The organism is Pseudomonas sp. G3-39 (genome assembly GCF_054790485.1).
In genome coordinates this window covers 1,727,196-1,749,780 of sequence record NZ_CP186497.1, presented here as the reverse complement: position 1 = coordinate 1,749,780, position 22,585 = coordinate 1,727,196, and the positions used below count along the sequence as shown (strand labels likewise).

Sequence of the window (22,585 nt, the reverse complement as noted above, 5' to 3'; positions counted from 1 at the left end):
AAACCGCTCTAACTCAAGCCATACGGACTATAGCGCTGGGACGAAAATGTTGGTAATTTTCGCCCCGGTGATCACCAGGAGTTCTAATAATGAAAAAAGTCATGCTCAAAACCACCCTTAGCCTCGCCGTTACCATGGCATCCACCCAGATCTTCGCAGCTGGCTTTGCCATCAACGAACACAGCATCAGCGGGATGGGCACTGGTTACGCTGGGCGATCCTCTTCTGCCGACGACGCAAGCACTGTTTATGGCAACCCTGCCGGCATGTCGCGCCTCACGCGCGAACAAGTCACTGGCGGTGTTGCATTTCTCGATGCCAAGACCGATATCAGCGACGCCAGCTCCAGCCCTAACGGCGGCAGCAACAAAGGCGACATGGTGCCCTTCACCTCCGTACCTATGGGCTTCTACGTCAAACCGATCGACGAGCATTGGGCATTCGGCCTCGGCGTGTACGTGCCGTTCGGTCTGATTACCGACTACGAAAAAGGCTTTGGCGGCCGTTACTTCGGCAGCAAGTCCGAAGTACAAGTCATCACTTTCCAGCCAACTGTCAGCTACAAGTTCAACGACGTGGTGTCGATCGGTTTCGGTCCGACCATCAACCGCATCGACGGCACGCTGGAATCCAACCTGTCGATCACTCAGGCTGCGCCGGACGGCAAGGTCAAGATCAAGGGTGACGACACCGCGCTGGGCTACAACATCGGCGTGCTGGTACAGGCCACCGACACCACTCGTCTGGGTCTGACCTACCACTCGAAAGTCGATTACAAGCTCGAAGGCAACACCAAGGTCAACTACGGCGTATTGGGCGCCGTCGGCCTAAGCGCCCAGCAGAAGTACGACGCTTCGCTGAAGATCACCACCCCTGAATCCGTGGACTTCTCGGTCACTCAGGCGATCAACGATCGCTGGAACGTTTACGCCGGTTCGACCTGGACCCGCTGGAGCCAGTTGAAGAAGATCACCGTTGAAAACTCGGGCGTACAGCCGCTGCTGGCCGGTCAGTTTGGCGAGATCACCGAAGACCAGAACTGGCACGACTCCTGGGCTTACGCCGTGGGTACTTCGTACCAGTTGAACAAGGAATGGGTACTGCGTACCGGTCTGACCTTCGACCAGTCGCCGACCAACAACGTCGATCGTTCGCCACGCATTCCTACTGGCGACCGCACTATCTTCAGCATCGGTGCCGGCTGGAGCCCGACCGAAGACCTGACCATCGACGTGGCTTACTCGTACCTGAAGGAAGAGTCGGTCAAGATCCACAACCAGAACGATCGTGGCCAGACCTACGATGCCAAGTATGAAAACTCGGCAAACGGTTTCGGTGTTGGCGCAACTTACCGCTTCTGATGCTGCACGGCGAGGCTAACCCCTCGCCCACAGAAAAGCCCCGCTCTCTTTACAGAAAGCGGGGCTTTTTAATACCTGTTCAAACACCCCAGATCAAATGTGGGAGCGGGCTTGCTCGCGAATGCGGTCTGACATCCAGAACAAGTGCTGAATGATCCGCAGCCCTCGCGAGCAAGCCCGCTCCCACAAAAAGCGTGTGTTATCAATTGAGAGGTTTTGAGGCGATAGCCTTTTCAACCGCCGCAATAAACTCCGGATCATCGGGTTTGGTCAGACTGGAGAAATTCGCGATCACCTTGCCCTGACGATCAATCACGTACTTGTAGAAATTCCACTTCGGCGCACTGCTCTGTTCGGCCAGCACCTTGAACAGGTGAGTAGCATCGTCGCCACGGACCTTCTGCGGTTCGGTCATGGTGAACGTCACGCCGTAGTTGGCGTAGCAGACCTTGGCGGTTTCGGCGCTGTCCTTGGACTCCTGCTTGAAGTCATTGGACGGCACGCCGAGCATTTCCAGGCCTTGCGCCTTGTAATGCTGATTGAGCGCTTCGAGGCCCTCGAACTGCGGGGCGAAGCCGCAGAAACTGGCGGTATTGACCACCACCAGCGGCTTGCCGGCGTAGCGCTGGCACAGATCGACGGATTCCTTGGCGCGCAACTTGGGCAACGAACCTTGCAGCGCCTCCGGACAGTCAGCGGCCTGGGCCAGTCCGGTCAACGCCATCAGCAACGCGGGTACAGCACACCAGCGCATGAGCATGTCGGGGCATCCTTTGAGCAGTCATCAGACTCCCGACGTTACTCGCCATCCAAGCCTACAAGCAAGCGCCCAGGCCCAACTGCATTAACGCCAGGCCGCCCTGATGCCAGCCCCACCACACCAGCGCCAGCAACAGCGCGCCGAGTGCGGTGAAGGCGATTCGCGGCCAGGAACGCTTCATACGGCGCCGACAGCCGGTTGCAGACGCGCCACCGGACGCTCGCGCACTGGCCAGTTCAGCGCGGCTGCCAGCAGACTCAAGAGAATCGCCACTTGCCAGATCAAGTCATAACTCCCGGTACGGTCATACACCACCCCGCCCAGCCAGCCGCCGAGGAACGAGCCGAGCTGATGAAAGAGGAACACGATACCGCCGAGCATGGACAGGTTACGCACGCCAAACAAGGTCGCCACCGTGCCGTTGGTCAACGGCACCGTCGACAGCCAGAGGAAGCCCATGGCCATGCCGAACAGGTACGCCGAGGTCGTCGTCACCGGCAGCCACAGGAACAGCACGATCACCACCGCACGCAGCAGGTACAACGCCGTCAGCAGACGCGGCTTGGACATGCGCCCACCGAGCCAGCCGGCAGTATAAGTGCCGAAGATATTGAACAGCCCGATCAGCGCCAGCACCGTGGTACCGACCGTCGCCGGCAGATGCTGATCGACCAGATAGGCCGGCAGGTGCACACCGATGAACACCACCTGGAAGCCGCAAACGAAAAAGCCGAACGCCAACAGCCAGAACCCCGAGTGGGAGCAGGCTTCGCGCAGCGCTTCAGACAGGGTCTGTTCATGACCGAGCACCGGCAGCGGTTTGTCCTTGAGCATGCTCACCAGCGGCACGATCAGCGCCACCAGCAGGCCAAGCACCAGCAGCGCCGCCGACCAGCCGAGCCAGCCGATCAAGCCCAAAGTGCCCGGCAACATCGCAAACTGGCCGAACGAACCGGCAGCACTGGCGATGCCCATGCCCATGCTGCGTTTTTCCGGCGGCACCGCACGACCGACCACGCCGAGAATCACCGAGAACGACGTACCGGACAGACCGATACCGATCAACAGACCGGCACTCAGCGACAGGGTCAGTGCCGAATCGGACAGCCCCATGCACACCAGGCCCGCGGCATACAGCACGCCGCCGACCAGCACCACTTTCGCCGCCCCGAAACGGTCAGCCAGCGCGCCAGTGAACGGCTGCGCCAGACCCCAGATCAGGTTCTGCAAAGCGATCGCGAAGGCAAACACTTCGCGCCCCCAGCCGAACTGCGCGCTCATCGGCGACAGGAACAGACCGAAGCCGTGCCGCACGCCCAATGACAACGCCAGAATCAGCGCACTTCCCAGCAACACCCAACCGCACGTACGCCACATCGATGTCATTGTTATTCTCCGTTCGCGGGTATATACCCGCTTAAAACCGGAAAAACCGGCCTTCAGGCCAGTTCGTCCAAAAGTCGCAGCAAGGTTTCACGCTTCTCGGCGCCCAGACGATCGATCAATCGCTGTTGCGCCGCTTCCCAGGCCGGCAGCGCCGCCGCGAGGCGCTGTGCACCGGTTTCGGTGAGACGGACGATGCGGTTACGCATGTCCTCACCCTCGGCCAGCGCCACCAGGCCCTCGCCTTCGAGCACCCGCAGGTTACGCCCCAGGGTGCTGCGATCCAGGCCCATGGCTTCGGCCAGTTCCGAGATGCTCGGTTGATCCAGACGCTGCAGATTGCACAGCAAAGAATACTGGGCAACGTTGATCCCGAAGCCGTCGAGAGCGCCGTCGTAATGCCTGCTGACGCCACGAGCGGCGCGACGCAGGTTGGTGCACAAACACTGAGAAGGAAGCATGATGCGTGTATATACCCGCGACTGTGTTAAATCAAGTTACACATGAGTTTTACCACTACATTTGTAGCGCCTGACAGGCCGCTTTCGCGAGCAGGCTCGCTCCCACAGGGGAATGCATTCCAAATGTGGGAGCGAGCCTGCTCGCGAAGAGGCCGGCGGTGTCTTGGCAATATGTCAGACCAACACCACCCCAACCAACACCACCATCTCCAGCAATTCCAGCAACGCCCCCGCCGTATCGCCCGTAGTCCCGCCCAACCGCCGCATCATCACCCGCCGCAGCCAGACAAACCCGACCAACGCGAAAACCAGCGCAACAATCGCTTTCACCCCGCCGATCAACAAACAACCCAGCGCACTCGCCCCAAGCACCCACCAACCAGCTCTACGCGGCAAATGATCAGCCAACGCCTGCCCCAACCCACCCGCGCGCACATACGGCGTGGTCAGAAACAGCCCTAGCAGCGCCGCCCGCCCCAACAACGGAACGATGATCAACATCACTGCGTACCCTTGCTCGATCAGCGCCAGCAACGCGCAGAACTTCAGCAGCAACACCAACACCAGCGTCACCACGGCACTCGGCCCGCTGCGCGGATCCTTCATGATCGTCAGCGTGCGCTCGCGATCACCGAAACCGCCAAGCCAGGCATCGGCACTGTCAGCCAGACCATCGAGGTGCAGCGCGCCACTGAGCAGCACCCACACCGTCAGCAACAGCGCCGCATGCAGCAACAACGGCGCGCCGGCCAACGCCAGGTTGAATGCCCAGAGGATCCCTCCGAACAGCAACCCCACCAGCGGATAAAACACCAGCGAACGCCCGAGCTGTTGCGGCTCCGGCATACCCGGCAGACGAATCGGCAAACTGCTGAGAAATTGCAGGGCGATCCACAGTGGCAGCATCTCAGTGACCTTCCTTGAGCACGCCATCTGCTTCGACGCTGAGCGCAAACAGCGAAGCATGCGCGACTTCGACATTGAGCAACTGTTCACGCGGCAAACCTCGCGCTTGCGCCAGCAACAGACGCATCACGCCGCCATGACTGATCAACAAAACACGTTCACCGGCATAGGCCTGATGCAACCGCGCAACCGCGCCCAGCACACGTTCAGCAAAATTGCTGACCGGCTCACCCTGCGGCGGCGTGAACGAATACGGATCGGCCCAGAACAACCCCAGCGCTTCGGCATCAGTCTCCATCAACGCCGCTGCGCTCTGGCCCTCCCAGGCACCAAAATGCAGCTCCTGCAGATCCTTTTCCAGCTGCACCGGCAGATTCAGTTGCTCGCCCAGCTCTGCAGCGAACCGCGCACAACGCTGCAACGGCGAACTGATCAACCGATCCCACGGCCCGCCCGCCAGCACCGCGGCACGCATCTGTGCCCACCCCTTTTCGGTGAGCGCATCATCGAGACTGCCGCGCAAACCGCCGCCCAGTTCAGTTTCACCGTGGCGCAACAGGTCCAGTCGCAACGTCATGCCGGACGATCCGCCACCGCAGCTTCGGCGAACGTCGCCATCTGCCCGTGAAGGTCACAGGCCAGACGCAACAGCGGCACGGCCAACGCCGCCCCGCTGCCCTCGCCCAAACGCAGGCCGAGCTCCAGCAACGGTTCGGCGTTAAGGGTTTCCAGCACATGGCGATGGCCCGGCTCGGCCCCACGATGACCGAACAGCAGCCACTCGCGGCAGGCCGGGTTCAGCCGCACCGCGACCAACGCGGCGACCGTACAGATAAAGCCGTCGACCAGCACCGCGACGCCTTCCTGCGCACACGCCAGGTACGCGCCGACCAGTGCGGCGATTTCAAAACCGCCGAGGTTGAACAGGGTTTGCAGCGCATCGCCACGTTGCGCCGCGTGCAGCGCCAGTGCGCGCTCGATCACTTGTGCTTTATGGCTGACGCCCTCGGCATTCAACCCCGTGCCGGGACCGGTCAAGTGCTCCACCGGACAGTCGAGCAAGGCACACGCCAGCGCACTGGCGGCAGTGGTGTTGCCGATGCCCATTTCGCCGCCGATGAACAACTGTGTGCCGGCCGCTTTGGCGCGCAGCACGCTGTCGCGACCGGCCTGCAAGGCGAGTTCGCCCTGTGCCTGGGTCATCGCCGCGCCCTTGGCGAAATTCGCCGTGCCCGGGCCGATGTTCAGATGACGCACGCCCGGCAGATTCAACGACGGCGTCACGGTGCCCAGATCGACCACTTCCAGCTGCGCATCGAGCTGCCGCGCCAACACGCTGATCGCCGCACCGCCGCTGACAAAGTTGAGCAACATCTGCCCGGTGACTTCCTGCGGGAATGCCGAAACGCCTTCCGCGACCACCCCGTGATCACCGGCGAAAATCGCGATCCAGACCTGCTCCAGCGTCGGTTTGATCTGCCCCTGCAATCCGGCCAGTTGCACCGCCACGCTTTCGAGGCGACCGAGGGAGCCGGCCGGTTTGGTCAGTTGCTGCTGGCGCGCCGCCGCCTGTTCAACGATCTCGGCATTCACGGATTGGCACGGGTTCAACCACCACGCTTGAGTCATAACGCAGGTCCTTTCAGGGTCAGGGGCAGGCCGGCGACGGTCAGGACGACTCGCTGACAACGCTCGGCCAGAGCTTGATGCAGCCAACCGGCTTCATCGACGTAGCGGCGAGTCAATTCGCCCAGCGGCACGACACCCATTCCGGTCTCGTTGCTGACAAAAATGATTTCCCCCGGCAATGACGCCAGGCAGTCCAGCAGGGCTTCACGCTCGGCGGCGAGACGCGCGGCGTCATCGAGCATCAGCAGATTGGTCAGCCACAGGGTCAGGCAGTCGACCAGCAGGCAACGCTCGGCACTGGCGTTTTCACGCAGGACGCGGGCCAGTTGCAGCGGTTCTTCGATCAACGCCCATTCGGCCGGACGCCGGGCGCGGTGATGGGCGACGCGTTCGTTCATCTCACCGTCCAGCGGCTGGCTGGTGGCGATGTAAGTGACCGCCAGATGGCTGTCGCTGGCGAGTTTTTCCGCCAGGCGACTTTTGCCGGAGCGGGCGCCGCCGAGGATCAGTTGGAGCATGGGGACATCCTGAAAATTATGTGTTGAGGCAATCGCCCTCTTCGCGGGCAAGCCCGCTCCCACAGTGACCGCAGTGGCTGAAACACCTCACTCCCCTGTGGTGGATGGAGATGTTCTGTCATTTATGTATTGAGGCAACCGGCCCCTTCGCGAGCAAGCCCGCTCCCACATGGGAATGCGTTCCAACGTGGGAGCGAGCCTGCTCGCGAAGAGGCCGTAACAGCCAGCCTAAATCCCGCAGAGCTGACGCAGCAGCCCGGTATCCAGATGCTGCTCCACCAGATCCGCCAGCCGCTCGATATCGCGCTCGCGCAAGCCGTGGTAATCCACCTCCTGCACTTCGCTCAACCCGGCCCAGCGCAGCAACGCGGCACTGGCTTGCGGCGACTCGAACAAGCCGTGCAGATAAGTGCCGAACACCTGCCCGTCCAGACTCTGCGCGCCATCGCAACGACCGTCATCCAGATGCACCGCCGCGTTCTCCAGCGCCGGCCCTACCGTCACGCCGGCATGGATTTCATAGCCACTGACCTTGGCGTTTTCCAGCGCCAGACACCCGCGTACATTGCGCAACTGCTTCTCGGCTTCAAGCGTGGTTTCGAACGCCAGCAAGCCCAGACCTGCACTGGAACCCGGTGCGCCTTCGAGGCCCAGCGGATCGTGCACTTGCTCGCCGAGCATTTGCAGACCGCCGCAGATCCCCAGCAACTTGCCGCCATAGCGCAAGTGCCGATTAATCGCCGCGTCCCAGCCGTTGGCGCGCAGATACGCCAGATCGCTGCGCACGCTTTTCGAGCCGGGCAGGATGATCAGGTCGGCGGCAGGGATCGCCTGCCCCGGGCCGATAAATTGCAGATCGACCTGCGGATGCAAGCGCAGCGGATCGAAGTCCGTGTGGTTGCTGATGCGCGGCAGCACCGGCACCACCACTTTCAGCACCTGCTCGGCCTTGTCGGTCTGGCGCTGGTCGATGCCGTCCTCGGCTTCCAGGTGCAGATCCATCACGTAAGGCAACACGCCGATCACTGGTTTACCGGTGCGCTGCTCCAGCCAGTCGAGTCCGGGTTGCAGCAAGGCGATGTCACCGCGAAAACGGTTGATGATGAAGCCCTTGACCCGCGCCTGTTCGCTCGGCGACAGCAGCTCCAGGGTGCCGACCAGATGCGCGAAAACGCCGCCGCGATTGATGTCGGCGATCAGCAGCACCGGGCAATCCACCGCTTCGGCAAAGCCCATGTTGGCGATGTCGCCGGCACGCAGATTGATCTCGGCCGGCGAGCCAGCGCCTTCGACCATCACCAGCGGATACGCCGCGCTGAGCCGTTGATGCGACGCGAGCACCGCTTGCATGGCGATGGCTTTGTAGTCGTGATACGCCACCGCGTTCATGCTGGTGACCGCGCGGCCATGGATGATCACCTGCGCGCCGGTATCGCTGTTGGGCTTGAGCAGCACCGGGTTCATGTCGGTGTGCGGTTCGAGATGCGCGGCTTGTGCCTGCACCGCTTGCGCCCGGCCGATCTCGCCGCCGTCGGCGGTCACCGCGCTGTTGAGCGCCATGTTCTGCGGTTTGAACGGCACCACCGCCACGCCCTGACGGGTGGCCCAGCGGCACAGCGCCGTCACCAGCGTACTTTTACCGGCATCGGACGTGGTGCCCTGAACCATCAAGGTTGTCATTGGGTTTCCTTGGCGAAAGCTTGCAGCGCCTGTTCGAGACGCGCTTCTTCAGCGGCGTTGGCAGGCAGGCCGAAACGCAGGCTGCTGTTGTGGGTGAAGATGCGCAGGAGGATGCCGCGTCGGGCCATGAACTCGTGCAGCGCAGGCGCGTGCTCGGTGATCAGCCACTGAAACAACGCGCAACCGCCCTGAGGTTTGAAGCCATAGCGCTCCAGCAACAACGCGAGGCGTTCACTGGCTTCATCGCTGCGAATGCGTTGCCGGGTGTGCGCTTCGGTGTCTTGCAGGCAAGCCTGACCGAGCACCCGCGTCGGCCCGCTGACCGCCCAGGGTCCGACCTGTTCCGCGAGCAATCTGAGCAACTTGCGCTCGGCCAGCACAAAGCCCAGACGCACACCGGCCAGACCGAAAAACTTGCCGAAGGAACGCAGCACAATCAAACCGATCTGGTGGGTATGCGGCGCCAGACTCAGCTGCGGTGTGTTATCCATGAACGCTTCATCGACCACCAGCCAGCCGCCACGCTGGGCCAGCCGCGCGTGCCAGTCGAGCAGTCGCGCCGGGGTCAGGCTCAGGCCGGTGGGGTTGTTCGGATTGACCACCACCAGCACGTCGAGGCTGTCGAGGAAGAATTCGACTTCCTGCTCCAGCACTTCGCGCACGATGTAACCGCTGCGGCGCCAGGCTTCGGCGTGCTCGGCATAACACGGCGACAACACACCGACCTTGCCGGCGCGGCGCAAACGCGGCAGCAACTGAATCGCCATCTGCGAACCGGCCACCGGCAGCACCTGCGAAGCGCCGTAGTAATCACACGCGGCCTGTTCCAGCCCGTCATCGGTTTCCGGCAAGCGTGCCCAGGCGCGCAGCGGAATTTCCGGCACCGCAAACGGCCACGGCGCGAGGCCGCTGGAGAGGTCGAGCCAGTCAGCCTCGGCAATCCCGTAATCGAGTGCAGCCTTGCGCAGCCGGCCACCGTGCTCAAGCATAGAATTCAGCCCCCACGCAGAGAATCAGCAGCCATAACCATACCCCGCGCTGGACCAATTGCCAGCCGCGATCAATCGAATCGGCATCGGCCGGCGAACCTTCGCCCAGTTGCGGACGCTCATGCAGTTCGCCGTGATAGATCGCCGGGCCGCCCAGTTCGACATTCAATGCACCGGCACCGGCCGCCATCACCGGACCGGCATTCGGGCTGTCCCATTGCGGGCCCTGGCTGCGCCAGCATTTCCAGGCGAGCCGAGTGTTGCCCAGCAGCGCGTAGGTCAGCGCCACCAGCCGGGCCGGAATGTAGTTGAGCACGTCGTCGATTTTTGCCGCGCACCAGCCGAAGCGTTCGAAGCGTTCGTTGCGATAGCCCCACATAGCGTCGAGCGTATTGCTCAGGCGATAGAGCACCACGCCCGGCGCGCCGGCCACGACAAACCAGAACAGCGCGGCGAACACCGCGTCACTGCCGTTCTCCAGTACCGACTCAGTGGCCGCGCGCGCAACGGCGGTGCTGTCCAGTTCGCTGGTCTGGCGGCTGACCAGATAGCCGACGCGTTTGCGCGCCTCTTCCAGATCATCGGCGCGCAAGGCGGCGGCTACTGGCGCGACATGCTCACCGAGGCTGCGCATGCCGAGGGCGCAATACAGCGCCAGAATCTCGACGATCCAGCCCACGTACGGTGCCCAGGAAAACGCGGTGGCGAGCAAGGTCAGCGGCAGCACGGCGATCACCCACGCGGTGACCCCGTGACTGCGCCAGCCGCGCCCGCCCGCATTGAAACGGCGCTCGATGCGTCCGGCAAAATTGCCGAACGCCACCAGCGGATGCCAGCGTTTCGGTTCACCCAGCAGCGCATCCAGCGCGACCGCGGCGACACTCAACAACGCCACACTCATTGACTCACTCCCCAATAATTTTCGTACAGCAACTCATTGAGCGGCCGCGCCTGCGCCCACCCTTCGAGTACCAGCATCGGCGCCGGATAGAATTCCTTGACCGGCCCCAGGCACAACACTGCCAGCGGCTTGGCTCCGGCCGGCAACTGCAGCAGATCGGCCAGTGCCTGCGGTTCGAACAGCGACACCCAGCCCATGCCCAGCCCTTCGGCACGGGACGCCAGCCACAGGTTCTGAATCGCGCAGGACAGCGAGGCCATGTCCATTTCCGGCAGCGTACGACGGCCGAAAATATGTTTTTCGCGATCGTCCATCAGCGCCGCGACCAGGACTTCGGCGCAGTCGTTGATGCCTTCGACCTTGAGCTTCATGAACTCGTCACTGCGCTCGCCGAGGGCTTCGGCGGTACGCACGCGTTCTTCTTCGACGAGGCTCTGGATCTGCCCACGCAAGGCGCGATCGCTGATGCGGATGAAACGCCATGGCTGCATCAGGCCGACGCTGGGCGCTTGATGCGCGGCTTCCAGCAGACGGCGCAGCAGCTCCGGTTCGACCGTGCCGCCGGTGAAGTGGCGCATGTCGCGGCGTTCGGCGATGGCTCGGTAGACGGCTTGGCGCTCGGCTTCGGAGAATGTGTTGTCGGTCATGGACTCTTCGCGAGCAGGCTCGCTCCCACATTGGACGGGGTGCTTGCTCAAGAAACGCGATCCCCTGTGGGAGCGAGCCTGCTCGCGAAGGCGGCCTGACATTCTGGCGCAAACAATGCGGCAATCGCCTTCGGATTCGACGGAAAGTAGAAATGCACGTACGACGCCGTCATCCGCCCTTCCCGATATACCGCCTCGGCCCCGCGCCCGCCATTCGGGCTGATGCCCCGGGCAATCGGCGTCAGTTCGGTGCTGGTCAGGGAATGGTGATAGGTGTGCCCACGCAGCGAGCCCTCCGGCAGATCCACCGCTTGCAGTGCCAGTGCCGCCAGACGTTTTTGCATCACCGCCTCACCGCGCAGCAGCCCCACCAGTTCGGCGCGGGTGCCGTCAACGTCGGTCAACGCGTCGAGCAGATAGAGCATGCCGCCGCACTCGGCGAGCAGTGGTTTGCCGGCGGCGTGGTGCGCACGGATTGCATCAAGCATTGCCACGTTTTGCGATAGCGCGACATGGTGCAATTCCGGATAACCGCCGGGCAGATACAGACTGTCGGCCTCGGGCAGTTGGGTATCGCGGATCGGCGAGAAGAAACTCAACTCGGCGCCCATCGCCCGTAGCAGGTCGAGACTGGCGCCGTAGGTGAAGGCAAAGGCCTCATCGCGAGCGACAGCAATGCGCACGCCGTCGAGCAGCGGTTCAGCGCTGATCATTTCAGGCGCGGCGAATTCCACGGCCGGTGGCAGCGCTACCTCGCAACTGCTGGCCAGTGCTTCAGCCGCCGCGTCGAGACGCAGATCCAGATCATTCAGTTCACTGGCCTGCACCAGACCGAGATGGCGGCTCGGCAACTCGATCCCGGTCTCGCGGGACAATGCGCCGTACCAGCGCAAACCTTCGGTGAGGCTGCCTTCGAGCAATTGCGCATGACGCAAGGTGCCGACACGGTTGGCCAGCACGCCGGCAAACGGCAGGTCCGGCTGGTAACGCGCCAGCCCCAACGCCAATGCGCCGAAGGTCTGGGCCATGGCGGTGCCGTCGATCACGCCGAGCACCGGCACACCGAAATGCCGCGCCAGATCGGCGCTGGACGGCGTGCCGTCGAACAGGCCCATCACGCCTTCGATCAGGATCAGATCGGCTTCGGCGGCGGCTTCCCACAACAGGCGGCGGCTTTCCTGCTCGCCGACCATCCACATGTCCAGTTGATACACCGGCGCACCGCTGGCGCGCTCGAGAATCATCGGGTCGAGGAAATCCGGGCCGCACTTGAACACGCGCACCTTGCGCCCCCGGTTGCGATGCAAGCGAGCGAGCGCGGCAGTGACGGTGGTCTTGCCCTGACCGGAGGCCGGCGCGGCGATCAGTACCGCCGGGCAGTGACGTGGTTGATTCAAAGTTCGACGCCTTTCTGCGCTTTGATGCCGGCCTGGAAGGCGTGTTTGAGCATGCCCATTTCGGTGACGGTATCGCCCATCTCGATCATTTCCGGCTTGGCCGCGCGACCGGTGACGATCACGTGTTGCATCGGCGGACGCGCCTGCAAGTCACTGAGCACTCGATCCAGATCGAGGTAGCCGTGCTTGAGGGCGATGTTCAGTTCGTCCAGCACCACCAGGCCGATCGACGGATCACGCAGCAGCTCGCGGGACACTTCCCACGCGGCTTCGGCGGCGGCGATGTCACGCTGGCGATCCTGGGTTTCCCAGGTGAAACCCTCGCCCATCACGTGAAAGCGCACTTGCTCGGGGAAACGGCGGAAGAACAGTTCTTCGCCTGTGCTGTTGCGGCCCTTAATGAACTGCACCACGCCGCACTGCATGCCGTGGCCCATGGCGCGGGCGAGCATGCCGAACGCCGAGCTGCTTTTGCCTTTGCCATTGCCGGTGAGCACCAGCACCAGACCGCATTCGTCAGGCGAATTGGCGATGCGTTCGTCGATCACGGCTTTTTTGCGCTGCATACGCGCCAGATGGCGTTCGTCGCGCTCGGGGGAATCGGTCATGGGGGAGCTCTCCGTTGAGGCTGGATAACGGCGGGCAGGCACAAGAATAGACGGCAAAAAGCCTGGCATCGCCCACCGTGATGCCGCTGGATGGATCAGGCCGGTCTCCGGGCTCACGAGCGGCGAATCGCCTGACTGCGCGCCTTCCCGCGTCGTCGACACAGTGGCTCAATGCACAGTTTTCACTCATTTACCGTTGCGGGGGCAGCGCCGGGATCGTGATCGTGCTTCGCCTGAAGACAACCCTCACCGGCTTCCCTGTTTCACTCTGTCGACACGCGTCACAGAGCACCTGAAACAAGCCGCGAAGGTTAGAGGGTTGGGGGTGGAGCGTCAATTAAAGAGGGGGCCGTCGGGCGAATAACTGCCGTCGATCAATTATCTGACGCCAATCTTGTGCCACACTGAGACAAGTGATATCAAAGAGCCATGCTTTTGTTTGAAAAAGCACACCACAACAATAAGGATGATGACGATGCAAGGCATGATCATCAGCAACCCGCGCCTGGAATTCCTGCGCCCGATGCTTGAACGCTGGTTTGACTGTATCGACCGCTACAACGCCATTCGCGGCGACAACGACACCCCTTACTGGCATGACGAGAAAGCCAATCTCGGCTTGCTCTCCGCGGCAGCCTGGATGGCCGAGCTGGTGACCCTTTGTGATACCTCGACCCGAAAGCAGAACGAGGATGGCGAGCGCAATGCCCGCGCCGATCTGTTCATCGCCGGCGCCGAAGACCGCGCCTACCTTCAGGCGACCCAGCGCTGGCCACGGGTCAACAACCTTAATCTGACCCAGGCCCTGCTGGACATCACCAGCGACGCCAAACGCATCAGTTTTGCCAGCGACCTCAAGCTCGGTTGCCTGTTCGTCGCCCCGCAAAAAGCCCAACACAGCGCCAGCCCCGAAGAGTTGCAGGACATGGTCGACGACCTGCAAAAGGAACACTGCTGCGCCGTGGCCTGGTATTTCCCCTACGCCTACCGCAAGTTGCGCAGCGAAGCGGGTAACTATCACCCAGGCATCGCCGTGCTGTTCAAAGAGGCCCGTGGTTGAGCGGTTGAACCATCGGGTGCGCGCACTCCTCTATGATTAGGCATGCATTCATAGGGAAGATCAGTAATGCGCAAAACCCAACTCGCTCTCGTCATCGCCCTCGCCGGAGGGCTCGCCGCCTGCGGTGAATCCTCCAGCCTGCAAGTTTCTGACGGCACCGGTCCGTCACCGAAGCTGCCTGAACCAAACAAAACCCTGATCCCGACGGTGAACATCGCCCCGGCGGTCGGCTGGCCCGCCGGCGGTAAACCGACCGCTGCAGCCGGCACGCAGGTCGCAGCATTCGCCGAAGGCCTCGATCATCCGCGCTGGCTCTACGTGCTGCCCAACGGTGACGTGCTGGTGGCGGAAACCAACGCTCCGCCCAAGCCTGACGACAGCAGCGGCATTCGTGGCTGGGTGATGAAGAAAGTCATGGGCAAGGCCGGCGCTGGTGTGCCGAGCCCGAACCGCATCACCCTGTTGCGCGACGCCGACCACGACGGCGTGGCCGAGACCCGCACGGTGTTTCTGCAAAACCTCAATTCGCCGTTTGGCATGACCCTGGTCGGTAACGATTTGTACGTCGCCGACACCGATCGCCTGCTGCGCTTCCACTACGAATCCGGCGCGACCGAGATCAAGACCCAGCCGATCAAAGTCACCGATCTGCCGGGCGGCACGCTGAACCATCACTGGACCAAAAATGTCATCGCCAGCAAGGACGGCAGCAAGCTGTACGTCACTGTCGGCTCGAACAGCAACGTCGGCGAGAATGGTCTGGATAAAGAAGAAGGTCGCGCGGCGATCTGGGAAGTTGATCGCGCCACCGGCAACCACCGGATCTTCGCCTCGGGCATCCGCAACCCCAACGGCCTCGCGTGGGAACCGACCACGGGTGCGCTGTGGACAGCGGTCAATGAGCGTGACGAGATCGGCAGCGACTTGGTGCCGGACTACATCACCTCGGTCAAGGACGGTGGCTTCTATGGCTGGCCATTCAGCTATTACGGTCAGCACGTGGATGTGCGGGTGAAGCCGCAGAATCTGGATCTGGTGGCCAAGGCTATCGCCCCGGACTACGCCGTCGGCCCGCACACTGCCTCGCTGGGCCTGACCTTCGCCGAGGGCAACAGCCTGCCGGCGCAGTTCAAGGAAGGCGCCTTCATTGGCCAGCACGGCTCATGGAACCGCAAACCGCACAGTGGCTATAAAGTGATTTTCGTACCGTTCGCCGCTGGCAAGCCGAACGGAGCACCGGTGGATGTGCTGACCGGTTTCCTCGACAAGGACGAGAACGCTTTGGGTCGCCCGGTAGGCGTGGTGATCGACCAGCAAGGTGGTTTGCTGGTGGCGGATGATGTGGGGAACAAGGTTTGGCGGGTTTCGTCCGCCAAGTAATCTGACACGCCCCAAAACAACTGTGGGAGCGAGCCTGCTCGCGAATGCGTAGTGTCAGCCTCCATTGGGTTGACTGATACACCGCTTTCGCGAGCAGGCTCGCTCCCACATTGGAATGGCTGCGATTTTTACTACGGGTTATGCGCCAGATGCTCCGGCTGCAGCACCCGCTTGGCGCTCAGATACGCCTTTTGCCAGTAAGCCTTTGACAGGCTGTCCAGCTTCACCGTGCCGCCGGTGGCCGGCGCATGCACGAAGCGCCCTTCGCCGACGTAGATCCCCGCATGGCTGACCTGCGAGCCGCCATTGGTGGCGAAGAAGATCAGGTCGCCGGTCTGCAAACCCTCTTTGCCGACATTCGGCGCCTGCATCACGATCATCTCGCGCGTCGAACGCGGCAAAGAGATACCGGCGGCATCGCGGTAGACGAAACCGATCAGGCCACTGCAATCAAACCCGGAATCCGGTGTGTTGCCGCCCCAGCGATAAGGCGTGCCAACCAGGCCCAGCGCGCGAAACAGCACGTCTTCAGCAGCCGGCGAAAAAGCTTGGGAAGGCCCGAATACCACCGGAGCGCGTACCACGGGCGCAGGCGGCGGAGTGCGGCTGGCGCAGGCGCTGAGCAGCGCTGCGAAGAAAATCACTGTGAGGCGGGCCGACATCGTCATAAGCAGAACATCCTGATCTGGCTGCGGCTTTCTCTGCCGAATGGACAGAAACAAAACCGCCTGCGGAGCACGCAGGCGGTTTGCCATCAATATAGATACAGGATTCTAGCGGCTACGCGGCAAACTTCAAGTAAGACTTTAACTTCACCTTGTAAAGTCTAGGTCTACTCCCTTGCCAAGCACCGTTTTTGTCGCCACGGACGTGGCGACAACGGGGGAATTACTTGCGAGCGGTGACCACGGTCGGAGCCATCGCGAGGGCGCGCTTGGCTTCGATGAAGGTCTTGCTCCAGTAGCTGTCACCCAGGCTGTCGATGCGAACACCGCCGCTGCGACGACTGCTGGAGTGGATGAACTGATTGTCACCCAGGTAAATCCCGGCGTGGCTTACACGACCGCGACGACCATTGGTAGCGAAGAACAGCAGATCGCCGGGCTCAAGGTTGCCGCGCGAGACCAGAGGCGCATCCACGTTGATCATTTCACGGGTGGAGCGCGGCAGATTCATGCCGGCTTCTTCGCGGAACAGATAACCGATGAAACCGCTGCAGTCGAAGCCGGCTTCAGAGGTGCCGCCGAAACGGTAACGGGTACCGATCAGGGACATGCCGCGTTCAAGGATACTGTCGGCCAGAACCGGAAGCTCGTACGGCTTCTTGTTGAAGTCCGAGAGTTCTTTTTCGGTGTCCAGCTCTTCCTGGTAAATAACGGAAGACTGGGCAGTGGCAGAATTTTTAACCTGCTGAGGCTGCTCTTGAACTGGAGAATGAGCAGCGCAACCGAACAACAGGGTGACGAGTGCGAGAGGCACGAGGGGTGCGAAGCGATTTAGCATGGGCACGACCGTGGCTGAAGTTGTAAAGAAGCCGAGACTATGCCCGCTATCGGCCTCATTTGCAAATTCAATCGATCTTTTTGTGACTTCCCGGTTTCTCGTTTACATCTAAGCGCTTAAGCCCATTTGACTCGATACGCGGTCTGCATGCGTTGCGGAAACGCGGATTTTCTGGCGCCTGAAATATGTCGAAACGTGCTGAAAGCCTCGTATTTCAAGGGCTGGCTACCAACCAAGGGTCTCTTTCAGGAACGGAATCGTCAGCTTGCGTTGCGCCTGCAGCGAGGCCTGATCCAGCTGTTCGAGCAGGTCGAACAATGCACTCATGCTGCGGGTGCCGCGAGTCAGAATAAAGTGTCCGACTTCATCGGTCAGATGCAGACCGCGACGCGACGCGCGCAATTGCAGGGCACGCAATTTGTCTTCATCGGAGAGCGGCCGCATCTGGAAGATCAGCGCCAGGGTCAGGCGCGATTTGAGGTCAGCCAGTTTCACCGGCAGCTCGCGCGGCGAGGTTGAAGCGGCAATCAGCAAACGTCGACCGCTGTCACGCAGGCGGTTGAACAGATGAAACATCGCCTCTTCCCAGTCCGGCTTGCCGGCAATCACCTGCAAGTCATCCAGGCAGACCAGTTCGTACTGCTCAAGGTTGTCGAGGATTTCGATACCACGATCCATCAGCTCGGCCAGCGGCAGATACACCGCCGGTTCACCCATCTGCTCGAAACGCAGACACGCCGCCTGCAACAGATGCGTACGCCCTACCCCATGCTTGCCCCACAGGTAGATGAGGCTTTCGGTCCAGCCGGCGTCGGCTTCGCATAGGCGCTCGACATAGCCGAGTGCAGCGGCATTGGCGCCTGGGTAGTAGTTGATGAAGGTGGCGTCGTCACGCAGACGCACACCTAGGGGCAGCTGAATCGGTTTCATGCTGACTGAACAGTTCTCAAGGAACCGTTAGTGGCCTCTGTGTAAAGTTTGCGAAGTTTATACCCGTGAAGCTGAGCGCACAATGCGACAGACCCCAAGCAAAATCAAAGGTTTGCGTTAACACGCTGGTTTTATGACAGTTTCTCTGACGCGGTATCGAACGAACCCGCCGCAAAACCCGGGCCACCCCGGCACAATGCCGGACCGCCCGTGATCGGATTACAACTCGGGCTCATCTGCCCCGCTGTAAATATCCGAGTCCTTGTACAAATCGTGCACGTGACGCACCAGCACCATGATCACCGCCGCCACCGGCAATGCCAGCAGCACTCCGGTAAAGCCGAACAGCTCGCCGCCGGCCAGGATCGCGAAGATCACCGCCACCGGATGCAGGCCGATCCGGTCGCCGACCAGCAGCGGCGTCAGCACCATGCCTTCCAGCGCCTGCCCGACCATGAACACCGCAACGATGCCGATCATCGGGTACAGGTCGCCACCGAACTGGAACAGCCCGGCAATCAGCGCCGCGCCAATACCGATCACAAAACCCATGTACGGCACGATTGCCGCGAGGCCTGCGATCAGGCCGATCAACAGCCCCAATTCCAGACCAACAATCATCAGACCCGCTGCGTAGATCACGCCCAGCGCCAGCATGACCAGCAACTGTCCGCGCACGAACGCGCCGAGCACTTCGTGGCACTCACCGGCGAGCGAGACGATGGTTTCTTCACGATCACGCGGCAACAGGCTGCGGATCTTGGCCATCATCACGTCCCAGTCGCGCAGTAGATAAAAACTCACCACTGGAATCAGCACCAGATTCGCCAGCCAGCCGATCAGCGCCAGACTCGAGGCCGTCGCCTGACTCAGCACCACACCGACGATGTCAGTGGTCTGCCCCATGTGTTCGCTGATCGCCGCCTTGACCTTGTCGAACTTCCAGAAGCCGTCAGACAGGCCCAGCTTCGATTGCGCCCACGGCAGCGCCGTGTGCTGCAGCCAGTCAAGCATTTGCGGCGCCAACTCATACAAACGCACCAACTGCTTGGCAAGCATCGGCACCAGCACCAACAGCAACGTGGTGACGATCAGAGTGAACAAGGCGAACACCGCGATCACACCCCAGGTTCGCGACAAACCGAGTTTCTCCAACCGATCCACCAGCGGATCGAACAGATACGCCAGCAGCAACGCCACCAGAAACGGCGTGAGGATCGGATGCAGCAACCACACAAACGCGCAAAGCAGGACTACCCCACCGAGCCAGAACCAACGCCGCGTATCGGCCATTTACCACTCCCACTGCTTCTATATAAGGAAAGACTTACCAGCGAAACCGCAACGAAGGTGCTACCGGTGCAGGCGCTGGAGCCGCAACAGGCGCTGCACCTGCCACCGCTGGCTGCGGCGCTGCCACTGGCGTCGGTGCTTCGGCCGGCAACTCCTGCAACTTCGCCAACGACAACTGCGCGCGCAACTGATCGGCACTGCCGTTGACCCGATACACGATGCGATCACCATCGACACTTTGCAGACGCACACCGAAGGGTTCGAGTAACCGCAGCAGTGTGGCGTAATGCTCAAGATTCATGCCCTGCACTTCCAGGGTCTGTTGGCCCGAAGCACCAGGCTTGGCGACAAAGCGCGGCGCCAGACGCTCGGCCACCGCCAGCATCACCGCATCGGCCACGGCAGCCTGGTCGGCGCCCTGCACACTGCCGGCCTCTTTCTGATCACCCAGCCACAGATGCCACTTGGCCTGCCACTGCCCGCCCTCTTCGTGCGCATGCACCGCCAGCAACGCATCCGCGCCGTAACGCTCCGAAGCGCCGCGCAATGGCGCGGGATCGGTGCCATCCAGCACTGGTGCGGTAGCCACCAGTTGCTCACTCAGATCCGCCAGCGGCAGACGCAGCGGCAAGCCGCGATGCTGAGCCGCAGAACGCAATGGTGCAGCCGCTGCCTGACCGTCGCCGACCAGGCTCGAACCTTCAGTCGAATCGTTCAGCCACCAGCTCAGAATCGACGGCCGACTCGCCCCCCACAATGACAGCCCGGCGCGACGCAGCGCCTGCTCGGTGGTGGCCGGATCGAAATCGACCTTGAGCACCTCCGGCGGCCCGGCATCGAAACCGAACTGACTGATGATCTGCTGCGGATCCTTGCGAATCGCTGCCAGCCCCGGATTCTGCGGAGCCTTGGGGTCACCGGTCAGGCGCAACACCAGCGTATCCAGTGCCGCCTGAGTGGCGCGGTCACGCTCTTCCGGCGCCTGACTGCTGACTGGCTGGCGCACTTGATAGAGACCTTTGAGGTTTTCGGCATGACTCGCCAGGCTGACCAACGACAAACAACCCACAACCAACAATTTACAAAAACGCATGGAAAATTCCCGTCGACAGGAGCGGCTGGAACAGGCCGCGTGAACCGGTTAAGCAAGGCTGTGACAATCTGCCATCGCAAAACATTCACACGCTAGCGGTAAGTTTTTGCACAGTGATAACGATAGACGGTTAATCGGCACACCTTATACAGGCAGCCGCCCGGCACAATTGCAAAAAATTTCAGTCGATTATGCCCCTGCCCGTCGGCGCGAGGATGGCCGCTGCCCCTCAAGCCTGATAAAATCGCGCGCCTTCGCAGACCGGCAACAGCCGGGCACCCCGAAATTCGCGTAAGGCCATCGCCCTCTCGATTTCGATGTTCCCGCTGAACTCGGTCGTTACCCCTGAATCCCCTCCCCTAAAGGCCTGGATCATGAGCAAGCAACCCTCCCTGAGCTACAAGGACGCCGGTGTAGACATCGACGCCGGTGAAGCATTGGTCGAACGCATCAAGAGCGTCGCCAAGCGCACTGCGCGCCCGGAAGTCATGGGCGGCCTGGGCGGTTTCGGCGCCCTCTGCGAGATCCCGGCCGGTTACAAACAGCCGGTGCTGGTTTCCGGTACTGATGGCGTCGGCACCAAGCTGCGCCTGGCGCTGAACCTGAACAAGCACGACAGCATCGGCCAGGACCTGGTCGCCATGTGCGTCAACGATCTGGTGGTGTGCGGCGCAGAACCGCTGTTCTTCCTCGACTACTACGCCACCGGCAAGCTGAACGTCGACGTAGCTGCCACCGTGGTCACCGGTATCGGTGCAGGCTGCGAACTGGCTGGCTGCTCGCTGGTCGGCGGCGAAACCGCTGAAATGCCTGGCATGTACGAAGGCGAAGACTACGACCTGGCCGGTTTCTGCGTCGGCGTCGTGGAAAAAGCCGAAATCATCGACGGCTCGAAAGTCGCCACCGGTGACGCACTGATCGCCCTGCCATCGTCCGGCCCGCACTCGAACGGCTACTCGCTGATCCGCAAGATCATCGAAGTGTCGGGTGCCGACATTGAAACCGTTCAGCTCGACGGCAAGCCACTGACCGAACTGCTGATGGCTCCGACCCGCATCTACGTGAAGCCGCTGCTCAAGCTGATCAAAGACACCGGCGCGGTCAAAGCCATGGCCCACATCACCGGTGGCGGCCTGCTGGACAACATTCCGCGCGTTCTGCCAAAAGGCGCTCAGGCCGTGGTTGACGTGGCCAGCTGGACTCGCCCGGCGGTCTTCGACTGGCTGCAAGAGAAAGGCAACGTCGACGAGACCGAAATGCACCGCGTACTGAACTGCGGCGTGGGCATGGTGATCTGCGTGGCTCAGGAGCACGTTGAAGTGGCCCTGAACACCCTGCGTGACGCCGGCGAACAGCCTTGGGTCATCGGCCAGATCGCTGCCGCTGCCGAAGGCGCTGCCCAGGTTGATCTGCAGAACCTTAAGGCTCATTAATGTCCGCAACCTGTGATGTCGTGGTGCTGTTGTCCGGCACCGGCAGTAACTTGCAGGCTCTGATCGACAGCACGCGGACCGGCGACAGCCCGGTCCGCATCGCTGCGGTGATTTCCAACCGCGCCGACGCCTATGGCCTGCAACGCGCCAGTGACGCGGGTATCGCCACCCGCTCGCTGGATCACAAGGCTTTCGAAGGGCGCGAGGCCTTCGATGCTGCCCTGATCGAACTGATCGACGAATTCAAACCGAAACTCGTGGTACTGGCCGGCTTCATGCGCATTCTCAGCGCTGATTTCGTGCGTCACTACCAGGGTCGCCTGCTCAATATCCACCCGTCGCTGCTGCCCAAATACAAAGGGTTACACACTCATCAGCGCGCGCTGGAGGCCGGCGATGCGGAGCACGGCTGCTCCGTGCACTTCGTCACCGAGGAACTCGATGGTGGACCACTGGTCGTACAGGCAGTAATACCGGTAGAGTTGCACGACACGCCGCAGACACTTGCGCAGCGAGTGCATGTCCAGGAACACCTGATCTACCCGATGGCTGTACGCTGGTTTGCCGAAGGCCGACTGGCACTCGGTAAGCAAGGTGCTTTACTGGATGGCCAGTTACTCGCGGCCAGCGGCCACTTGATTCGACACTAGGAG

At 61.8% G+C, this 22,585-nt stretch carries 24 protein-coding genes and 1 riboswitch; of the genes, 5 read left to right on the top strand and 19 right to left on the bottom strand.

Annotation, left to right across the window (positions count from 1 at the left end; translation table 11 throughout):
* The first annotated feature begins 89 nt into the window (after nucleotides 1-89).
* Complete coding sequence (locus ACOYXG_RS07935) at nucleotides 90-1,361, top strand: OmpP1/FadL family transporter (protein ID WP_096797717.1); 1,272 nt, start codon at nucleotides 90-92, stop codon at nucleotides 1,359-1,361.
* A 202-nt stretch (nucleotides 1,362-1,563) separates the two neighbouring features.
* Here ACOYXG_RS07935 and ACOYXG_RS07930 read toward each other — a convergent pair whose 3' ends face one another.
* From ACOYXG_RS07930 to cobO, 14 genes are all read right to left on the bottom strand, one after another.
* The gene (locus ACOYXG_RS07930; protein ID WP_096797413.1) at nucleotides 1,564-2,121 is read right to left on the bottom strand and encodes a glutathione peroxidase; all 558 of its coding nucleotides are present in this window, start codon (nucleotides 2,119-2,121) and stop codon (nucleotides 1,564-1,566) included.
* 55 nt (nucleotides 2,122-2,176) lie between these two features.
* On the bottom strand, nucleotides 2,177-2,302 hold the full coding sequence (locus ACOYXG_RS07925; protein WP_256588587.1) for a hypothetical protein: 126 nt from the start codon (nucleotides 2,300-2,302) through the stop codon (nucleotides 2,177-2,179).
* The gene (locus ACOYXG_RS07920; protein WP_103486115.1) at nucleotides 2,299-3,507 is read right to left on the bottom strand and encodes an MFS transporter; all 1,209 of its coding nucleotides are present in this window, start codon (nucleotides 3,505-3,507) and stop codon (nucleotides 2,299-2,301) included. Before ACOYXG_RS07920 ends, ACOYXG_RS07925 begins: the two co-directional genes overlap by 4 nt.
* Before the next feature lie 53 nt (nucleotides 3,508-3,560).
* Complete coding sequence (locus tag ACOYXG_RS07915; protein ID WP_007950413.1) at nucleotides 3,561-3,965, bottom strand: MarR family winged helix-turn-helix transcriptional regulator; 405 nt, start codon at nucleotides 3,963-3,965, stop codon at nucleotides 3,561-3,563.
* Nucleotides 3,966-4,139: 174 nt separating this feature from the next.
* Nucleotides 4,140-4,871 (bottom strand): adenosylcobinamide-GDP ribazoletransferase, encoded by a 732-nt coding sequence (locus tag ACOYXG_RS07910; protein WP_027614066.1) that lies wholly within the window; start codon nucleotides 4,869-4,871, stop codon nucleotides 4,140-4,142.
* Between the two features lies 1 nt (nucleotide 4,872).
* Nucleotides 4,873-5,448 carry an alpha-ribazole phosphatase family protein gene (cobC, locus tag ACOYXG_RS07905; RefSeq protein ID WP_027614065.1) on the bottom strand — a complete coding sequence of 192 codons (576 nt, stop codon included), beginning with the start codon at nucleotides 5,446-5,448 and terminating at the stop codon, nucleotides 4,873-4,875.
* Nucleotides 5,445-6,500: a nicotinate-nucleotide--dimethylbenzimidazole phosphoribosyltransferase gene (cobT, locus tag ACOYXG_RS07900; protein ID WP_103369314.1), complete on the bottom strand. Its 1,056-nt coding sequence runs from the start codon at nucleotides 6,498-6,500 to the stop codon at nucleotides 5,445-5,447. The genes cobC and cobT overlap by 4 nt, the downstream gene beginning before the upstream one ends.
* Nucleotides 6,497-7,018: a bifunctional adenosylcobinamide kinase/adenosylcobinamide-phosphate guanylyltransferase gene (gene cobU / locus ACOYXG_RS07895; protein WP_098967887.1), complete on the bottom strand. Its 522-nt coding sequence runs from the start codon at nucleotides 7,016-7,018 to the stop codon at nucleotides 6,497-6,499. The genes cobT and cobU overlap by 4 nt, the downstream gene beginning before the upstream one ends.
* 228 nt (nucleotides 7,019-7,246) lie before the next feature.
* Entirely contained in the window at nucleotides 7,247-8,698 is a 1,452-nt protein-coding gene (locus ACOYXG_RS07890) for a cobyric acid synthase (protein WP_460356893.1), read from the bottom strand.
* Nucleotides 8,695-9,687 (bottom strand): threonine-phosphate decarboxylase CobD, encoded by a 993-nt coding sequence (cobD, locus tag ACOYXG_RS07885; protein WP_027614061.1) that lies wholly within the window; start codon nucleotides 9,685-9,687, stop codon nucleotides 8,695-8,697. The genes ACOYXG_RS07890 and cobD overlap by 4 nt, the downstream gene beginning before the upstream one ends.
* On the bottom strand, nucleotides 9,680-10,588 hold the full coding sequence (cbiB, locus tag ACOYXG_RS07880) for an adenosylcobinamide-phosphate synthase CbiB (RefSeq protein ID WP_097087506.1): 909 nt from the start codon (nucleotides 10,586-10,588) through the stop codon (nucleotides 9,680-9,682). Before cbiB ends, cobD begins: the two co-directional genes overlap by 8 nt.
* Nucleotides 10,585-11,235: a 5,6-dimethylbenzimidazole synthase gene (bluB, locus tag ACOYXG_RS07875; RefSeq protein ID WP_460356888.1), complete on the bottom strand. Its 651-nt coding sequence runs from the start codon at nucleotides 11,233-11,235 to the stop codon at nucleotides 10,585-10,587. The genes cbiB and bluB overlap by 4 nt, the downstream gene beginning before the upstream one ends.
* Before the next feature lie 47 nt (nucleotides 11,236-11,282).
* On the bottom strand, nucleotides 11,283-12,632 hold the full coding sequence (locus ACOYXG_RS07870; RefSeq protein ID WP_460356885.1) for a cobyrinate a,c-diamide synthase: 1,350 nt from the start codon (nucleotides 12,630-12,632) through the stop codon (nucleotides 11,283-11,285).
* Complete coding sequence (cobO, locus tag ACOYXG_RS07865) at nucleotides 12,629-13,240, bottom strand: cob(I)yrinic acid a,c-diamide adenosyltransferase (RefSeq protein WP_027614057.1); 612 nt, start codon at nucleotides 13,238-13,240, stop codon at nucleotides 12,629-12,631. Before cobO ends, ACOYXG_RS07870 begins: the two co-directional genes overlap by 4 nt.
* Nucleotides 13,241-13,321: 81 nt before the next feature.
* Nucleotides 13,322-13,551: riboswitch (cobalamin riboswitch) on the bottom strand.
* A 164-nt stretch (nucleotides 13,552-13,715) separates the two neighbouring features.
* On the opposite strand from cobO, the gene ACOYXG_RS07860 reads away from it, so the two are divergent.
* The gene (locus ACOYXG_RS07860) at nucleotides 13,716-14,300 is read left to right on the top strand and encodes a hypothetical protein (protein WP_027614056.1); all 585 of its coding nucleotides are present in this window, start codon (nucleotides 13,716-13,718) and stop codon (nucleotides 14,298-14,300) included.
* A 66-nt stretch (nucleotides 14,301-14,366) separates the two neighbouring features.
* Complete coding sequence (locus ACOYXG_RS07855) at nucleotides 14,367-15,680, top strand: PQQ-dependent sugar dehydrogenase (protein WP_096797404.1); 1,314 nt, start codon at nucleotides 14,367-14,369, stop codon at nucleotides 15,678-15,680.
* Between the two features lie 131 nt (nucleotides 15,681-15,811).
* Here ACOYXG_RS07855 and ACOYXG_RS07850 read toward each other — a convergent pair whose 3' ends face one another.
* The 5 genes from ACOYXG_RS07850 to ACOYXG_RS07830 all read right to left on the bottom strand — a co-directional run bounded on the left by ACOYXG_RS07850 (nucleotide 15,812) and on the right by ACOYXG_RS07830 (nucleotide 20,499).
* Nucleotides 15,812-16,348 carry a C40 family peptidase gene (locus tag ACOYXG_RS07850; RefSeq protein WP_027614054.1) on the bottom strand — a complete coding sequence of 179 codons (537 nt, stop codon included), beginning with the start codon at nucleotides 16,346-16,348 and terminating at the stop codon, nucleotides 15,812-15,814.
* Nucleotides 16,349-16,568: 220 nt separating this feature from the next.
* The gene (locus tag ACOYXG_RS07845; protein WP_007962885.1) at nucleotides 16,569-17,183 is read right to left on the bottom strand and encodes a C40 family peptidase; all 615 of its coding nucleotides are present in this window, start codon (nucleotides 17,181-17,183) and stop codon (nucleotides 16,569-16,571) included.
* A 225-nt stretch (nucleotides 17,184-17,408) separates the two neighbouring features.
* Nucleotides 17,409-18,113, bottom strand: a complete 705-nt coding sequence (gene hda, locus ACOYXG_RS07840) for a DnaA regulatory inactivator Hda (protein WP_025111852.1) — start codon at nucleotides 18,111-18,113, stop codon at nucleotides 17,409-17,411.
* Between the two features lie 219 nt (nucleotides 18,114-18,332).
* Nucleotides 18,333-19,406 (bottom strand): AI-2E family transporter, encoded by a 1,074-nt coding sequence (locus ACOYXG_RS07835; RefSeq protein ID WP_027614053.1) that lies wholly within the window; start codon nucleotides 19,404-19,406, stop codon nucleotides 18,333-18,335.
* 34 nt (nucleotides 19,407-19,440) lie between these two features.
* The gene (locus ACOYXG_RS07830; protein WP_027614052.1) at nucleotides 19,441-20,499 is read right to left on the bottom strand and encodes a DUF2066 domain-containing protein; all 1,059 of its coding nucleotides are present in this window, start codon (nucleotides 20,497-20,499) and stop codon (nucleotides 19,441-19,443) included.
* Between the two features lie 374 nt (nucleotides 20,500-20,873).
* Here ACOYXG_RS07830 and purM point away from each other — a divergent pair, with 374 nt between their 5' ends.
* Both purM and purN read left to right on the top strand, forming a co-directional pair.
* Entirely contained in the window at nucleotides 20,874-21,932 is a 1,059-nt protein-coding gene (gene purM, locus ACOYXG_RS07825) for a phosphoribosylformylglycinamidine cyclo-ligase (RefSeq protein WP_027614051.1), read from the top strand.
* A complete protein-coding gene (purN, locus tag ACOYXG_RS07820; protein WP_027614050.1) occupies nucleotides 21,932-22,582 on the top strand; it encodes a phosphoribosylglycinamide formyltransferase in 651 nt (216 codons plus the stop codon). Before purM ends, purN begins: the two co-directional genes overlap by 1 nt.
* Nucleotides 22,583-22,585: the final 3 nt, after the last annotated feature.

Coding starts and splice junctions, on each gene's coding strand:
- ACOYXG_RS07850 (WP_027614054.1), bottom strand. CDS start 16,348: ATGACGATGTCGGCCCGCCTCACAGTGATTTTCTTCGCAGCGCTGCTC.
- ACOYXG_RS07835 (WP_027614053.1), bottom strand. CDS start 19,406: ATGGCCGATACGCGGCGTTGGTTCTGGCTCGGTGGGGTAGTCCTGCTT.
- ACOYXG_RS07920 (WP_103486115.1), bottom strand. CDS start 3,507: ATGACATCGATGTGGCGTACGTGCGGTTGGGTGTTGCTGGGAAGTGCG.
- cobO (WP_027614057.1), bottom strand. CDS start 13,240: ATGACCGATTCCCCCGAGCGCGACGAACGCCATCTGGCGCGTATGCAG.
- cobC (WP_027614065.1), bottom strand. CDS start 5,448: ATGACGTTGCGACTGGACCTGTTGCGCCACGGTGAAACTGAACTGGGC.
- ACOYXG_RS07925 (WP_256588587.1), bottom strand. CDS start 2,302: ATGAAGCGTTCCTGGCCGCGAATCGCCTTCACCGCACTCGGCGCGCTG.
- cobD (WP_027614061.1), bottom strand. CDS start 9,687: ATGCTTGAGCACGGTGGCCGGCTGCGCAAGGCTGCACTCGATTACGGG.
- purM (WP_027614051.1), top strand. CDS start 20,874: ATGAGCAAGCAACCCTCCCTGAGCTACAAGGACGCCGGTGTAGACATC.
- cobU (WP_098967887.1), bottom strand. CDS start 7,018: ATGCTCCAACTGATCCTCGGCGGCGCCCGCTCCGGCAAAAGTCGCCTG.
- ACOYXG_RS07830 (WP_027614052.1), bottom strand. CDS start 20,499: ATGCGTTTTTGTAAATTGTTGGTTGTGGGTTGTTTGTCGTTGGTCAGC.
- ACOYXG_RS07935 (WP_096797717.1), top strand. CDS start 90: ATGAAAAAAGTCATGCTCAAAACCACCCTTAGCCTCGCCGTTACCATG.
- ACOYXG_RS07910 (WP_027614066.1), bottom strand. CDS start 4,871: ATGCTGCCACTGTGGATCGCCCTGCAATTTCTCAGCAGTTTGCCGATT.
- hda (WP_025111852.1), bottom strand. CDS start 18,113: ATGAAACCGATTCAGCTGCCCCTAGGTGTGCGTCTGCGTGACGACGCC.
- ACOYXG_RS07860 (WP_027614056.1), top strand. CDS start 13,716: ATGCAAGGCATGATCATCAGCAACCCGCGCCTGGAATTCCTGCGCCCG.
- bluB (WP_460356888.1), bottom strand. CDS start 11,235: ATGACCGACAACACATTCTCCGAAGCCGAGCGCCAAGCCGTCTACCGA.
- ACOYXG_RS07845 (WP_007962885.1), bottom strand. CDS start 17,183: ATGCTAAATCGCTTCGCACCCCTCGTGCCTCTCGCACTCGTCACCCTG.
- cobT (WP_103369314.1), bottom strand. CDS start 6,500: ATGACTCAAGCGTGGTGGTTGAACCCGTGCCAATCCGTGAATGCCGAG.
- ACOYXG_RS07915 (WP_007950413.1), bottom strand. CDS start 3,965: ATGCTTCCTTCTCAGTGTTTGTGCACCAACCTGCGTCGCGCCGCTCGT.
- cbiB (WP_097087506.1), bottom strand. CDS start 10,588: ATGAGTGTGGCGTTGTTGAGTGTCGCCGCGGTCGCGCTGGATGCGCTG.
- purN (WP_027614050.1), top strand. CDS start 21,932: ATGTCCGCAACCTGTGATGTCGTGGTGCTGTTGTCCGGCACCGGCAGT.
- ACOYXG_RS07930 (WP_096797413.1), bottom strand. CDS start 2,121: ATGCTCATGCGCTGGTGTGCTGTACCCGCGTTGCTGATGGCGTTGACC.
- ACOYXG_RS07890 (WP_460356893.1), bottom strand. CDS start 8,698: ATGACAACCTTGATGGTTCAGGGCACCACGTCCGATGCCGGTAAAAGT.
- ACOYXG_RS07855 (WP_096797404.1), top strand. CDS start 14,367: ATGCGCAAAACCCAACTCGCTCTCGTCATCGCCCTCGCCGGAGGGCTC.